9 protein-coding genes are annotated in these 13,320 nt (G+C 59.0%); 4 read left to right on the top strand and 5 right to left on the bottom strand.

Annotated elements, in window-relative coordinates:
* The first annotated feature begins 253 nt into the window (after positions 1-253).
* Positions 254-2,938: an aconitate hydratase AcnA gene (acnA, locus tag AC3CD9_RS07205; protein ID WP_219922351.1), complete on the top strand. Its 2,685-nt coding sequence runs from the start codon at positions 254-256 to the stop codon at positions 2,936-2,938.
* A gap of 668 nt (positions 2,939-3,606) precedes the next feature.
* Here the strand turns inward: acnA and AC3CD9_RS07200 are convergent.
* Genes AC3CD9_RS07200 through AC3CD9_RS07185 form a run of 4 tightly spaced genes read right to left on the bottom strand, consistent with a single transcriptional unit; the run spans position 3,607 to position 8,030 of the window.
* Entirely contained in the window at positions 3,607-4,752 is a 1,146-nt protein-coding gene (locus AC3CD9_RS07200; RefSeq protein WP_139908223.1) for an NAD(P)/FAD-dependent oxidoreductase, read from the bottom strand.
* Positions 4,749-6,185, bottom strand: a complete 1,437-nt coding sequence (locus AC3CD9_RS07195; protein WP_488366996.1) for a sodium:solute symporter family protein — start codon at positions 6,183-6,185, stop codon at positions 4,749-4,751. Before AC3CD9_RS07195 ends, AC3CD9_RS07200 begins: the two co-directional genes overlap by 4 nt.
* Positions 6,182-7,333, bottom strand: coding sequence for an N-methyl-L-tryptophan oxidase (gene solA, locus AC3CD9_RS07190; protein ID WP_488366995.1), 1,152 nt, complete (start codon positions 7,331-7,333; stop codon positions 6,182-6,184). The genes AC3CD9_RS07195 and solA overlap by 4 nt, the downstream gene beginning before the upstream one ends.
* Positions 7,320-8,030: a GntR family transcriptional regulator gene (locus AC3CD9_RS07185; protein WP_488366994.1), complete on the bottom strand. Its 711-nt coding sequence runs from the start codon at positions 8,028-8,030 to the stop codon at positions 7,320-7,322. The genes solA and AC3CD9_RS07185 overlap by 14 nt, the downstream gene beginning before the upstream one ends.
* A 408-nt stretch (positions 8,031-8,438) precedes the next feature.
* On the opposite strand from AC3CD9_RS07185, the gene argH reads away from it, so the two are divergent.
* The 3 genes from argH (at position 8,439) to AC3CD9_RS07170 (ending at position 12,215) form a co-directional block, all read left to right on the top strand.
* Entirely contained in the window at positions 8,439-9,956 is a 1,518-nt protein-coding gene (gene argH / locus AC3CD9_RS07180; protein WP_488366992.1) for an argininosuccinate lyase, read from the top strand.
* Positions 9,934-10,662, top strand: a complete 729-nt coding sequence (locus AC3CD9_RS07175; RefSeq protein WP_488366991.1) for a GntR family transcriptional regulator — start codon at positions 9,934-9,936, stop codon at positions 10,660-10,662. Before argH ends, AC3CD9_RS07175 begins: the two co-directional genes overlap by 23 nt.
* A 128-nt stretch (positions 10,663-10,790) precedes the next feature.
* Positions 10,791-12,215 (top strand): sodium:solute symporter family protein, encoded by a 1,425-nt coding sequence (locus AC3CD9_RS07170; RefSeq protein WP_488366989.1) that lies wholly within the window; start codon positions 10,791-10,793, stop codon positions 12,213-12,215.
* Positions 12,216-12,476: 261 nt separating this feature from the next.
* Here the strand turns inward: AC3CD9_RS07170 and AC3CD9_RS07165 are convergent, their stop codons facing one another.
* On the bottom strand, positions 12,477-13,274 hold the full coding sequence (locus AC3CD9_RS07165; RefSeq protein WP_488366988.1) for an endonuclease/exonuclease/phosphatase family protein: 798 nt from the start codon (positions 13,272-13,274) through the stop codon (positions 12,477-12,479).
* Between the last annotated feature and the right edge of the window lie 46 nt (positions 13,275-13,320).

Genomic DNA, 13,320 nt, shown 5'->3' with positions numbered 1-13,320 from the left:
CTAGGCCGCGAGACCCGGCCGCGGCCCTGGTGATGACCGCACAAGGGCCTGCGGAAAACCCGATCGCAGGGTTTCGCACCTCCGTGTGCCATGGTGGTCAAAGCCCCTCAAATGCGATAGAATTTATCTTGACGTCAAGATACTTTTGGAAACATATGTGTCGCGTAAATCGGTGCGTGATGCAAGGGTCCGACCGCCGAGTCGGACGGGCCCGGTTTCGTGGATGAGTGTCGGATGAAACAGGAGAATCACGATGAGCAACGTCGATACGTTCAAATCGAAGAGCACCCTGACCGTAGGCGATAAGGATTATGAGATCTATCGCCTGGACCAGGTCAAAGGGTCGGAGAAGCTTCCCTTCAGCCTCAAGGTGCTGTTGGAGAACCTGCTGCGCACTGAAGACGGCGCAAACATCACTTCGGAACATATTGAAGCCCTCGGCAGCTGGGACCCCAATGCCGAACCCGATACGGAGATCCAGTTCACCCCCGCCCGCGTGGTGATGCAGGACTTCACCGGCGTGCCCTGCATCGTCGACCTCGCCACCATGCGCGAGAAGGTCGTCGAACTCGGCGGCAGCCCGGACCAGGTCAACCCGCTGGCTCCGGCCGAGCTGGTCATCGACCACTCGGTGCAGATCGACCGCTTCGGCACCGCCGACGCCGTCGAACTCAACATGGACATCGAATACCAGCGCAACGGTGAGCGCTACCAGTTCCTGCGCTGGGGCCAGACCGCATTCGAAGACTTCAAGGTCGTTCCTCCGGGCATGGGCATCGTCCACCAGGTCAACATCGAGCACCTGGCTCGCGTGGTCATGCCGCGCGAGGTCGACGGAGTCCTCCGTGCCTACCCGGATACACTGGTCGGCACCGACTCTCACACCACGATGGTCAACGGCCTCGGTGTGCTCGGATGGGGCGTCGGCGGCATCGAGGCAGAGGCCGCCATGCTCGGCCAGCCCGTGTCGATGCTCATCCCGCGCGTCGTCGGCTTCAAGCTCACCGGTGAGATCCCCTCCGGCGTCACGGCCACGGACGTTGTGCTCACGATCACCGATATGCTCCGCCAGCACGGCGCCGTCGGCAAGTTCGTCGAGTTCTACGGCAAGGGCGTCGCCGAGGTGCCGCTGGCCAACCGCGCCACCATCGGAAACATGAGCCCCGAGTTCGGTTCGACCGCCGCGATCTTCCCGATCGACGAAGTCACCATCGACTACCTCAAGCTCACCGGCCGCTCGGAAGAGCAGATCCAGCTCGTCGAGGACTACGCCAAGACGCAGGGCCTCTGGCACGATCCGGAGAACGAAGTCGAGTACTCCGAGTACCTCGAACTCGACCTGTCCACCGTGGTGCCCTCGATCTCCGGGCCGAAGCGCCCGCAGGACCGCATCGAACTCTCCGATGCCAAGAGCCAGTTCGCCAAGGACATCCACAACTACGCCGCTCCCGGCGAGGAATCGAAGTCCGTGGACGTCAGCACCGCCGACGGACGCAACTTCGAGCTGGCCAACGGTGCCGTGGCGATCGCCTCGATCACGTCGTGCACCAACACCTCGAACCCCTCGGTGATGATGGCCGCCGGCCTGCTGGCACGCAATGCCCGCAAGCGCGGACTCAACTCGAAGCCGTGGGTCAAGACCTCGATCGCACCGGGCTCGAAGGTCGTCACCGAGTACTACAACAAGGCCGGCCTCATCGAGGACCTCGAGGCCCTGAACTTCTACATCGTCGGCTACGGCTGCACCACCTGCATCGGCAACTCCGGTCCGCTGGACTCGGAGATCTCGAACAGCATCCAGGACAACGACCTCTCGGTCACCGCAGTCCTGTCGGGCAACCGCAACTTCGAGGGCCGCATCAGCCCGGACGTGAAGATGAACTACCTCGCTTCGCCTCCGCTGGTCATCGCCTACGCACTGGCCGGCACCATGGACTTCGACTTCGAGAACCAGCCCCTGGGCAAGGACTCCGACGGCGTCGACGTCTACCTGGCCGACCTGTGGCCTTCGCCTGAAGAGGTTGAGTCGGTCATCGCCGATTCGATCTCGACCGATATGTTCGACAACGAATACGGTCGCATCTTCGACGGTGACGAGCGCTGGCAGCAGCTCGACACCCCCGAAGGCAAGGTCTTCGAGTGGGACGACGAGTCGACCTACGTGCGCAAGCCCACCTTCTTCGACGGCATGGGACTCAAGCCCGAAGCCGTCAAGGACATCAAGGGCGCCCGCGTGCTCGCGAAGCTCGGCGACTCGGTGACCACCGACCACATCTCGCCCGCAGGTTCCTTCAAGGCCGACACCCCGGCCGGCAAGTACCTCGTCGAGCACGGCGTCGAGCGCAAGGACTTCAACTCCTACGGCTCGCGTCGCGGCAACCACGAAGTCATGATCCGCGGAACATTCGCGAACATCCGTCTGCAGAACCAGCTCCTCGACGGAGTCCAGGGTGGCTTCACCCGAGACTTCTCGCAGGAGGGCGGACCGCAGACCACGATCTACGACGCCTCCGTGAACTACCAGGCCGCCGGCACCCCGCTGGTCGTCCTCGGTGGCAAGGAGTACGGCTCGGGATCCTCGCGTGACTGGGCAGCCAAGGGCACGAAGCTGCTCGGCGTCGAGGCCGTCATCACCGAAAGCTTCGAGCGCATCCACCGCTCGAACCTCATCGGCATGGGCGTTCTGCCGCTGCAGTTCCCCGCCGGCGAATCCGCTGATTCGCTCGGACTCGACGGCACCGAGACCTTCTCCATCGAAGGCGTCACGGAGCTCAACGAGGGCAAGACCCCGGCGACCGTCAAGGTCACCGCCGAAAAGGAAGACGGCACAAAGGTCGAATTCGACGCCGTCGTCCGCATCGACACCCCGGGTGAAGCCGACTACTACCGCAACGGCGGCATCCTGCAGTACGTTCTGCGTCAGCTCGCAGAAGCCTGATCGCAGAAGACGAGGCCTGAGCGGCGACTTCGCCGCACCAGGCTGCGCTGTGAGTCTGCGACTCGCGGCAGTCGGTTCGCGCTGAGGCGCTGAGCCGGAGCTGATCGAAGGCCGGTGGGATTTGTTCCCACCGGCCTTCGTCGTGCCCGGGCGCGTGTGACGGTGCCGTTGATCGAGCATCCCTCGCCGTTCGCGTCACGTCCTCCACGCAGTTCGGCTTCCGTCACCGTTCGTGGCAAAACACACTGCTGCCAAGGAATCCGTCACCGTTCGTGGCAAATCGCCTCGTTGCAGCGGTGCGCTGTGCAGCGAAAGGTGAAGGACGGTCGCTGCCGGTCAGTAACTTGAGAGGGCGTGAGCATTCCAGCAGCAGACGACGGTCGGAGTCGGTCGCCAAATGGGTCAATACTCACGATTTCGACTAGTACGCGCAAGTATTCGACGCCCAATATGCTGAGTGTGTGGCCAACAGGTTTGAGGTGTCTTTACTCTCCAGACAATGCACTGATATGAGACCGGGCGTGGTCGAACCGCGTCCAGGCCAGCTCAGCACCTTCTCCTACGAGCTAAAATCGCATCTGATTCTACTGCTTTGAGATACGGCTGATGTTTGAATTTAGCGGTGCCTGGGGAGAAGAACTTGTTCGGCCACTCCACACCAGCGGCTACTACTGTCGGCCAATAAAGTTCGTCGGCGACTCCTGGGTGATTCCCTTTGTGAAGCGTGACGGACGAAACGTACTGAGGAGGTGCGAACTGTCGCCTCGAACTTCATCAGCGACGAGCCGTCCCAGCAGAGGAGCCATTGTCATCCCGCTGTGGGTGACTAACGAATAAGCCCGGTGGTGTTCGTCGAGGTATCCGACGATGCTCAGCCCATCTTCGGGGAAGCTTCTTCCGCTGAAGATGACGCGACCCACCGGAATACGCTTTCCGAAGAGTGTCTGAAGCTCGGCTTCCATAACGACCCGGACCTCGTCGAGCAGCTCCGGGCTCTCTCCTTCTTCGGTTCGAGCTTCCACTGAAGGAATCTGGACGAACATGCTGCCGTCTCGACGGGGTCGTACGTTGATCTTGTCGGAAATGATGATTCGGTTGAGACTCACGTCTGTGGGAGCAGTGACACCCAGCAGACTGTGCGTCCGTGGTCCGGGCTGCGATAGATCTGCCACAGGTAGCAGGAGGCCGGAACGGTCTGCGACTGCTCCGGAGTCTGCGCCGGCTGCGATGATCACTTGGTCGAAGCTCCGGGTGCCTCCGTCTGCGAATTCCACTGTCGCCCCGTCAGCGTTGGTTTCCACGCGGGCAACTTCTGCAACTTCCGGTGCGACGTTGGCGTTTTCGAGGAAGTCTTTGACGAGATTGCCGAAGGTTTCGTTGTCCAGGTGAGCTTCTAGGGGGAAGAACAGCCCTGAATCTGTCGGCCAGTTAACGGTGGGTTCGAGCTCGCCAAGGCGGCCAGAGTCGATTCGTTCGACCGGGTAGTCAAGCTCCGCCGATTCAGTGAATCGCTCGTCCAATCCAGTCGTCTTATCGGGTGCGCTGTCGAACATGATGCAGCCGTGCTGGTGGAACCAGGTTCCGTGGCTGGCGAATCGTTTCTGGAACTCCTCGTGAGCTGCGATACCGGCACGGTTGAGCCGGTGGTATTCGGTGGGGAGTTTGTGGTTGGCGTTGATCCAGGCGAATGAGCGACTGCTTGCTTGTGCGTAGGGTCCTGTCTTGTCGACGATCGTGACGTCATGACCGTCTTCGACGAGGTTGAATGCGGTGGTGAGTCCAAGGACTCCGGCACCGACGACGAGTATCTTCATGAAAGGGCTCCTTCTTCTTCGGAGAGTGTTCGGGATTGTGGTTTCTTCACGGCCAGCATGATCAGGTAGGCGACGAGGCTCGCGATGATGCCGAAGACTGCGTAGGGAATGGTGGTTCCTGAGATGTGGGCGATTGCGCACACGACGAGGCCGGCAGCCATCGAGACGTATCCGATTGAAACGTCGAGTATCCATTTGTTGGTCAGGATCATGCCGAGGAGGAACGGTACCGCCAGCATTGAGGCGGAGTATGCGTACGTTGCGACGAGCCAGTTGAGCGCGGTCGGGAAGACAATGGCAAGGACTGCAGCGATCGCGGAGACTGCGACGGTGCACCAGCGAGACATCGCGACGAGGTCTGACGACGTGTCCTTGTTCTTGACGAATGCTGGCCTGAGGTCATTGACCAGGTTGACCACGACCGAGTGCAGTGCCGACCCGGTCGTCGAGACGATCGTGGCCATGAGGAACGCACCGTAGATCGCGATGAGCCAAACGGGTAGCTGGGCGAGGAACCATCCTGCTGCCTGTTCACGTCCGTCGACGCCGAACTGGTCGGTCATGCTGCGCACCGAGACTCCGACGATGAGTGCATAGATTCCGGAGATTCCAATGAGGATGCTACTGAGATAGAGGCCCTGGCGGGCTTGTTTGACGTTGCTGGCGGCGAAGATTCGCTGGTAGTAGAGCTGGTTGGTCAGCGTTCCTGGGAGGATGGAGAACAGCCACAGCAGGATCGTCAGTCCGCCAGCGGCCGTGAGCCCGGTGGGCATCGTGGTCAATTCGGTGGGGAGGTTCTTCACGATCGTCGACGGTCCGCCTGCGTTGATGATCGCGTATGCGCCGACGACGATGGATGCGATGACCATGAATACGCCGAAGAAGAAGTCCGACCACGCGACTGATGTCAGCCCGCCGGGAAGGACGAAGGCGATGGAGACAACAGCCATGATGATGATCAGGGGTGTGATCCCGATGCCGGTCACTGCGTTGAAGAGGTTGGCGAAGGCGATGAACTGGGTGGCCAACCAGCCGAACGGGACGACGATGACGGCCAGCGCGACCATCGAGAGCATCAGACGATGTTCGCCGTAGAGCTTCGTGAAGACTTCGGGAATGGTGGAGAAGGTTCGGCGGCGCAGCCATCCTGCGAAGATCGCAATGACGAGGAGGCCGACGATGACGAAGATTTCGTACCAGAACACCGATAGGCCCCAGGCGTAGGCGATGCCGACGTGGGCGACGAGCACGCCGCCGCCGACTGCGGTGGCGTATTGGGTGAAGGCGATGACGTAGAGAGGGAGGTTACGTCCGCCGACGACCCAGGAGTCATTGGACTTGGCTCGTTTGCCAACATAGAACGAGATCAGTGCGCCGATCCCGATAACGATGGCAGCAGTGACTGAGATGAGTACTGTGGTGCCGATGTTCATGACGAGCTCCGATCAAAACGCTGAGAGTCCATGATGGCGATCGCATCTGATGAGGTGCCCGTTTCGACGAAGTCGCTGACGATCGAGCCCATCATCGGTGAGAATTTGAAACCTTGACCGGACATGCCCACGGCCAACACGATGCGTGAGTCGGCGCTTGAGGGTCCGACGATCGGGGCACCGTCGACAGTGAAGCCTTCAGTCCACGTGGACACGCGGTAAGGAATGGGGTCGATCCCGGGCATGAGGCGGGCAACTGCGTGCTCGGTCGACTGCACGACCTCGTTTTCGATGAAACGAGGAAGGTCATCCACTGAGTCAAGTGTCTTCCACGCGAGATGGTGGGGCAGAATCTTGATTCCGAGTTCGTCGAGAGCAGGGAAGCAGGAGAAACCGCCTTCTGGATGCCGACGGATGGAGATCGGCATGTGTTCTGGCGTGTGCATTGGGACGTCTTTGGCCGGGAACCACATGGCGACCAAGCGCAATGCCTCGACGGTGCTGGAGTCGAACTCGGTCAGTTCGTTCACCCATGGGCCGGTGGAGACGACGATCTTGTCGAACGCATGAGCTCCATCGGCGGTGTCGACCATGACTGAGTGGCTCAGGGAACGGATATTGAGCACTCGAGAATAGGTCTTGAAGTTTGCCCCGAGCCGCTCGGCTTCCTTGCGGGCGGCGAGGACAGCTGCTTCTGGCCGGAACACTCCGGCAACCGGGTCGAAGACGCCGACTTCGTCGCTGTCGAGCCCGAACTGAGGGTACCGCTTCGCCATCTCTGATTGTGAGAGCACTTCATGGTCGAGGTCCGCGGCCTGAGCACAGTCGATCACGGCGGCAACGTCTTCAATGTCGGGATGGCCGATCATGAGTCCTCCGCACATGGTGAGCACGGAGGTGTTCTGGTTCGTCTGCAGCTCTTGCCATTTGTCGAAGGACTTCCTCAGGATGGGCACGTATTCCGGACCTTCTTTGTAGATGGTTCGAAAAATACGGGATTCGCCAGCCGATGCGCCCCGGTCGTTGGGAGAGTTCCACTGATCGAAAACAGTGACGTCGTATCCGCGTGTGGCCAATTGCCACGCGGTCATTGTTCCGATGATGCCAGCACCTATGACGGCGATCTTCTCGCGGTTAGCTGTTATCAATCTGACTGACCTCCAGAGTCATATTTCGGGGGTGGATGTAGAACTCGGCGACCTCGATGATGGTGTCGTCGACGAGATGGGTGGTGCGCTGTTGGCAGACGACTGGTTCCGAGGGAGAAATCTCGAGGTGGCTGGCGTCGAACGTCTCCAGGAGAGCTGCCCTGAGGACGGTGTTTGCCCGTCTGATCCCAAGGCCGAGAGAGTTGTAGTACGCGATGGTGGTCAACTGTTCCAGGTTCTGCGAGAGGACTTCTGGTGTACGGCTGAGATTGATGCAGCACCGTTCGAGAGCCAGTGGTCGACCATCGGCGCTGTATTTCATCCTTGCCAGCGCAGCTGTCGGTTGCCCTGTTGGGAATACGTTTCGGCTGAGTGGAAATGATTCGGCTGAGGAGACTTCGACGCTGACTACTTTGTGGTCGCCGTCGACTTCAGGGCTGGTCAGTGAAGGGTCCATCATCCGGAGCAGATTGGTGCGCAGCCCCGTGGAGGCGACTACCGTTCCGGATCCGCGTTTGCGAGAGACGAGGCCTGCTTCGACCAATGCGTTCATTGCCTTCTGCACGGGGTTGCGACTGACGCCGAATCGCTCCATGAGTTCCTTCTCCGTGGGGAGTTTCTGTCCCACGTCGAAGAGCCCTCTGTGGATGTCTGCTTCGATGCTCTCGCGGATCTCTAGGTGCTTCGCTGTCGCCATACTGTGATGCTAGACACGTTCAAACGTAATGGCAATAGATTATAAGTAATTACTTTTTCCTGCCGGCCGGCCGCGCGCAGTTGGTCTTGGATGTTCGTCGGCGGCGGGACTCGATGCTGTGCGATCGAGGGGTGGGGAAGTGCCCAGGCTTCCCGCTCATGCGAATGGGACTGCGAAATGTTGCGGCGTCTCTGCAGCTTCTTGGAAGGGGGCGGTTCCATCGTGCCGCTTGGTCGAGCCGTGCCTGGTCTCGGGCTGTGAGGCAATTCTCTAAGTGTCTGATCGGCTTATATGCAAATAGCGAATCGGCGGTCATTTGAAAGCACCCAAGCTGAGCCATTGCGGAGTTCGCGCAATAGTGTAGTGTGTATCACGTTGTACGGACATTCGGATGTTAGGACTTTATCTGTGAGTAGACTCGACCGCACTCCCGATGGTGTGGTGCATCGCCTTCTGATTGATCCCGCCATGAAGCGCGATCTGGCCGCGAGCTTCGAATACTTCATCGAAGTCAACAAAGTCCACATCGCCATGTTGCAACTGGTTGGCGAGCTCGATGCGCGGACAGCATCGGCCTTGAACACTGCAAACGACGCCATTCTCGGCGAGGGCGCGCAGGCGTTGCCCTTTGACCCGAGGCACGAAGACCTCTACTTCACCATCGAAGCGGCAGTCATTGCCAAGGTGGGTCCAGAGATCGGTGGCTCAATGCATACCGGTCGAAGCCGCAACGACATTCTCGCGACTATTGCTCGAATGCGGATGCGAGAAGAACTGATTGAGGTTCTCGAACTCGTTAACCGACTTCGAGACACCGCGCTGTGTCTCGCTGACCGGCACGAGCGAGATGTGGTCAGCGGGTATACCCATCTCCAAGCAGCTGAGCCGATTACGCTGGCTCACTATTTTGCTGCACTGTTCGAGGCCATTCAGCGGGATCATCAAAGGATCCTTGCGACTGCAGAGAGAGCCAACCAGTGCCCTCTGGGCAGTGGGGCCATGGCGTCGACGACGTTTCCCCTCGACAGAGAGTTTACGGCAGAGGCGCTTGGGTTCGACGGGCCGATGGATAATTCACTCGACGGGGTCGCTTCACGCGATTACGCGGTCGAGGCGCTTGGCGCATTGGCGATCCTCACGAACAATCTCAGTCGCTTCGGGGCTGAACTGCAAGTTTGGGCGACCGCTGAGTTCGGTTACCTTGAGGTCGATGCCGACATCGCCGTGACGAGTAGCATCATGCCGCAGAAGAAGAACCCTGTGACGCTCGAGCACATCAAGTCGAAAGCCGCGCATGTCGAGGCTGCTTGGATTTCGAGCCTCACGGCACTCAAATCCGCTCCTTACTCTCATTCTCGCGAATCCAGTGTCGAATCACTCAGCTGGGTCTGGAATGGCATTGCCGAGGCGAAGGCTTCGATCGAACTCTTCACTCACACTCTCGAGCACATGTCTTTCGATACCGAACTCATGCGACGTCGTGCATCGATGAACTTCAGCTGCGTGACCGAACTTGCGAACGGCATCGTCCGAGAGCACGATCTGTCCTTCCGAACGGCCCATCACATCATTGGGACGCTGGTGAAGGACACGCTGGCAGCGGGAAGGAATTCCGAATCCATCACCGCCGAAGACATTGCCGCTGCATCTGAAGACGTCGTCGGCTACCGCCTCCAGGTCTCCGAGGACATGGTCGTCAAAGCCCTCGACCCGGACCAGAACGCGCAAGCTCGTGTGACTCGCGGTGGACCTGCGACTAAAGAGACCGAACGTCAACGACGTGTCGAAAAGGACGTACTTGCTCGAGATCGGGCTTCGGTAGCTCGACTGATCAAACAGAGGAAGGAGGGGCAAGCCATGATAAAGCACCGTAAGCTGATACCAACGGAAGGTAGACAGCGAAGTGACAGAGCAACGATTGGATGAAACGAGCGCGGAACCTCTACATGCGCAGTTGCGGAAGATCTTCATCGAGAAGATTCGCACTGGCAGCTGGGAATCCGGGGAACGAATCACCGCAGAACTGGAATTGAGCGAAAAGTACAAAGTGAGTCGCTCAACCATTCGCCAAGCTGTGCTGGCGTTGGTCAACGAAGGATATCTCTCTCGAAAACGCGGAAGAGGTACATTCGTGAACCCGGAGAAGCGAGACCTTTCGGTCCTGGACCTGAAGTTCTCGATTCCTTCCGACACGGACCATCAGCTCCTGAAAGTCGCTGCGGACCAGGTCAATCCGACCATGGCACGCCGTCTGTCGGTGGCGGCTGACGAGGCCCTCACGCTGTTGCAGCGTGTTCGCTATATCGACGGTGAGCCCGCCGCGTTGGAGACTTCCTGGCTTGTTACCCGTCGTTTCCCCAACTTGTTGAATTCAAATATGTCTCTGCCTCTGTGGGACATCCTGCAGAACGATTTTGATACTCAGATCAACTACGACAGCACCGCGATCGAACCGGTGATCCTCACTGAGGACGAAGAGCATCTGCTCTCCTGCCCGACTTCGCCGACAGCAGCCCTGCTGATTACACGTTTGGGTTCAACGAGCGATGGGTGGCCGGTGGTCTACAGTCAAAGCCTCTTCCGTGGAGACACGAGCCGAGCGATATTCCGCTCGGAGGGAGGCGGCCGCTGACTGCTACCCGAACAGTGAGAACCTGATATTCGGGTGGCGGCGGTGGAACCGCCGCACCTAGTTCGCTCCACAGTGCTGACTGGTAGGCATCGATCTACGAACAAACCAGTCTGTATTAGGGAGCCCCCATGTCTGAACCCGTACTCTATTTAGCGACCAACGCCCTGGTCCTCGTCGCGACAGTACTTTTTGCAATTTGGATAAGTCGGAAGTCACGAAGCGCCGAGGGGTGGTCCGTCGGTGGGCGCAGTCTCCCGTTCATCGTAGTTCTCTTGACTCAGTTTGCGACCGCCTCGGGCGGAGGAATGCTCGTCGCTCAAGTGGGCCTGGGCTATCAGTTCGGGTGGGGAGTAATCACGTACGGGCTCTTCTCTGCCGGCGGGGTAATGGGGCTTATCTTCTTAGCAAAATGGCTTCGCGCTCACGAGTTCGTCAGCCTGCCAGACATCATCAAGAAGCTCTATGGAAATCACAAGTTCTTGACCACGATCATCACACTGATGACCATGGTCGTCCCTTTCGGCTGGCTGTGCACGCAGCTCGTTGCTTTCGCAAATCTCTTCAGTACTTTCACTGGCATCAGTCCGACTCTCCTCGCCATCGGATTTGCGATCGTCGGACTTATCTTCGTGCTGCCAGGAGGCATGACCTCGGTGGCTTGGACAGATGCCCTGTTCGGAGGGCTCATGGTGATCATGGGTGTCACGACGGTGTTTTTCGCCCTGAACAGTTCCGGCGGATGGACAGAGGTTATGGCAACGGCCACCCCGGAACGCTCCAGCTGGTACGGCTTCATTGCACCTGGCCTGCTCACCATCGCGCTGTGGTTCATGTCCGTGTTGCCAGGGACGATGACAAACCAGATGTACTTCCAGCGAATCTACGCTGCAAGCACGCTCAAAGCCGTAATATGGTCGCTCATCGGCACTGGCATTCTGCTCCTTGGCACCAAGTTCTATGCAGCCATACTTGGCATGTCGGCATACTCAATGAATCCGGATCTCGCCAACCCCGAAGACGCCGCCGGCACCGTCATCTCTCAAATGCCGCTGATCCTCGCCGTCCTCTATTCGACCTTTATCTGTGCGACACTGTTGTCGACCGTGACCAGTGCTGTTCAGTCGGTTGTCGTCAACGTGACCCAAGACCTCGTGAAGTCATACTCAAAGACGGAGGTTTCACCTGGCCGAGAACTGTCGCTTTCACGAGTGTTCAGTGTGGTTGTCCTTGCTCTCTCGCTTGTACTCTCATTAGCATTTCCCGGTGCGCTCGATTGGATCGTTGCCTCTTACGCATATTCTGCAGCTGGACTATTCTGTCCCATTTTCCTCGGCTTCATGCTTCGACGTACTAGCTTGCTCGGGCCGGGTAGTGCCATTGCTGGAGTTCTAGGCGGAGTCGCGGGAGCTGCAATTGCTCAGGCAGTCGGCTCGGTGGTTCCCTATGCGATGGTGGGTCTTGTCGTCTCTGCCGCAGCCATGCTGATCGTCGGAGCATTCACGCCTCGTCGGATGACCTCTGACCAAGAGGTTGATGCCACTGCGGTGGCCTGACCACAAGCGGGGAGATCGAGCCGGCGACTTTCGCTGCTGGCTCGATCTCCGCCCGGGCCGGAGATCCGGGGCAAGATGTCGATCGATACTTCCAGTGTGCCTGTTTTGCTCTATTAAGCGTTGAGGGTGGTACTGATAGAGAGTGGCCCAGATTAGATTGCAGTGGCCACGTCCGGTAGGAACTCTATTTCAATGTTCAATTCTCGCCAGGGGATTTCGATCGTAGAGCTCGCTCGATTGCGGCCGGGGATAATGTGTGGATCAGCGTGCCGCAAGGACCGATCGCGAAATATCTCGGGTGAACTCCGCCTGAGCAGGGCGGAGACGGGCCTGAAGAAGCGCGTGATCAGAGAGGCGGACGTCCTCCTCTGGTGGGATGGTCACTGAACATTCCGCGGAGAAGTCATACAGCCCCTTGACGAAGACGTGATCGAGCTGGCGCGGCCGATTTCCGGCCGAGGGGCCGACTGGCCACGTGGGAACTTCATCGCCGGACGAGCCTGGCAGGACTTCAGTCCACCCCAAGTCGCGATTAATGCGTTCGAAAGCGATGGTGCCCAAGTGCCGCAGCTCCTTATCGTCATCGAGCATCCTGGCCATGTTGAAGTCGCCCCCAACGATTAGACGACCTTCAGAATTCCGATCGGCGAATGCCTGGACATCGGTCAGAACGTTAGGCCAAGGGGAGTAGTTGTAGACGGCCGCGATGCTGAAGATCGATCCGGTGTCGTCCTCGACCGTCGCAATGGCAGCCTCGCTGTCTACAGCGCCGTCAACCGCGTCGACCGACGTGTAGACGTTCCGCGAGATGATCCGATCTTCGTTGGAGATCATCAGTACGACGTGGAATCTGAAATCATCGCGACTGCGACGGATCAACCGATAGCCGTGGTCGTCGGCAAAGCGGTCCAGATGCTTTAGCGCAGTATTCGACACCTCGCTGAGTCCGATGGCATCCGGGTATCCCGATGCGCCGAAGACCATGACGCGAACGAAGCGGCGACGTGCCTTCGCGTCATAGGCGGACAGTCGATCAGTGTTCCAGAAGTGGAGGTCCATTCCTTTATTAGAACACGTATTCGAAAATGTTTCTAGGGGCTCCCAT

It is taken from the genome of Brevibacterium sp. MGP-B1, assembly GCF_057766545.1.
The sequence above is the reverse complement of the archived record's forward strand: the minus strand, read 5'-3'. Positions and strand labels throughout refer to the sequence as shown.

What these genes read in the sequence shown, in the direction of transcription:
- acnA (WP_219922351.1), top strand. Translation starts at nt 254, where the DNA reads ATGAGCAACGTCGATACGTTCAAATCGAAGAGCACCCTGACCGTAGGC.
- AC3CD9_RS07185 (WP_488366994.1), bottom strand. Translation starts at nt 8,030, where the DNA reads ATGGCGACAGCGAAGCACCTAGAGATCCGCGAGAGCATCGAAGCAGAC.
- AC3CD9_RS07200 (WP_139908223.1), bottom strand. Translation starts at nt 4,752, where the DNA reads ATGAAGATACTCGTCGTCGGTGCCGGAGTCCTTGGACTCACCACCGCA.
- AC3CD9_RS07170 (WP_488366989.1), top strand. Translation starts at nt 10,791, where the DNA reads ATGTCTGAACCCGTACTCTATTTAGCGACCAACGCCCTGGTCCTCGTC.
- AC3CD9_RS07195 (WP_488366996.1), bottom strand. Translation starts at nt 6,185, where the DNA reads ATGAACATCGGCACCACAGTACTCATCTCAGTCACTGCTGCCATCGTT.
- AC3CD9_RS07165 (WP_488366988.1), bottom strand. Translation starts at nt 13,274, where the DNA reads ATGGACCTCCACTTCTGGAACACTGATCGACTGTCCGCCTATGACGCG.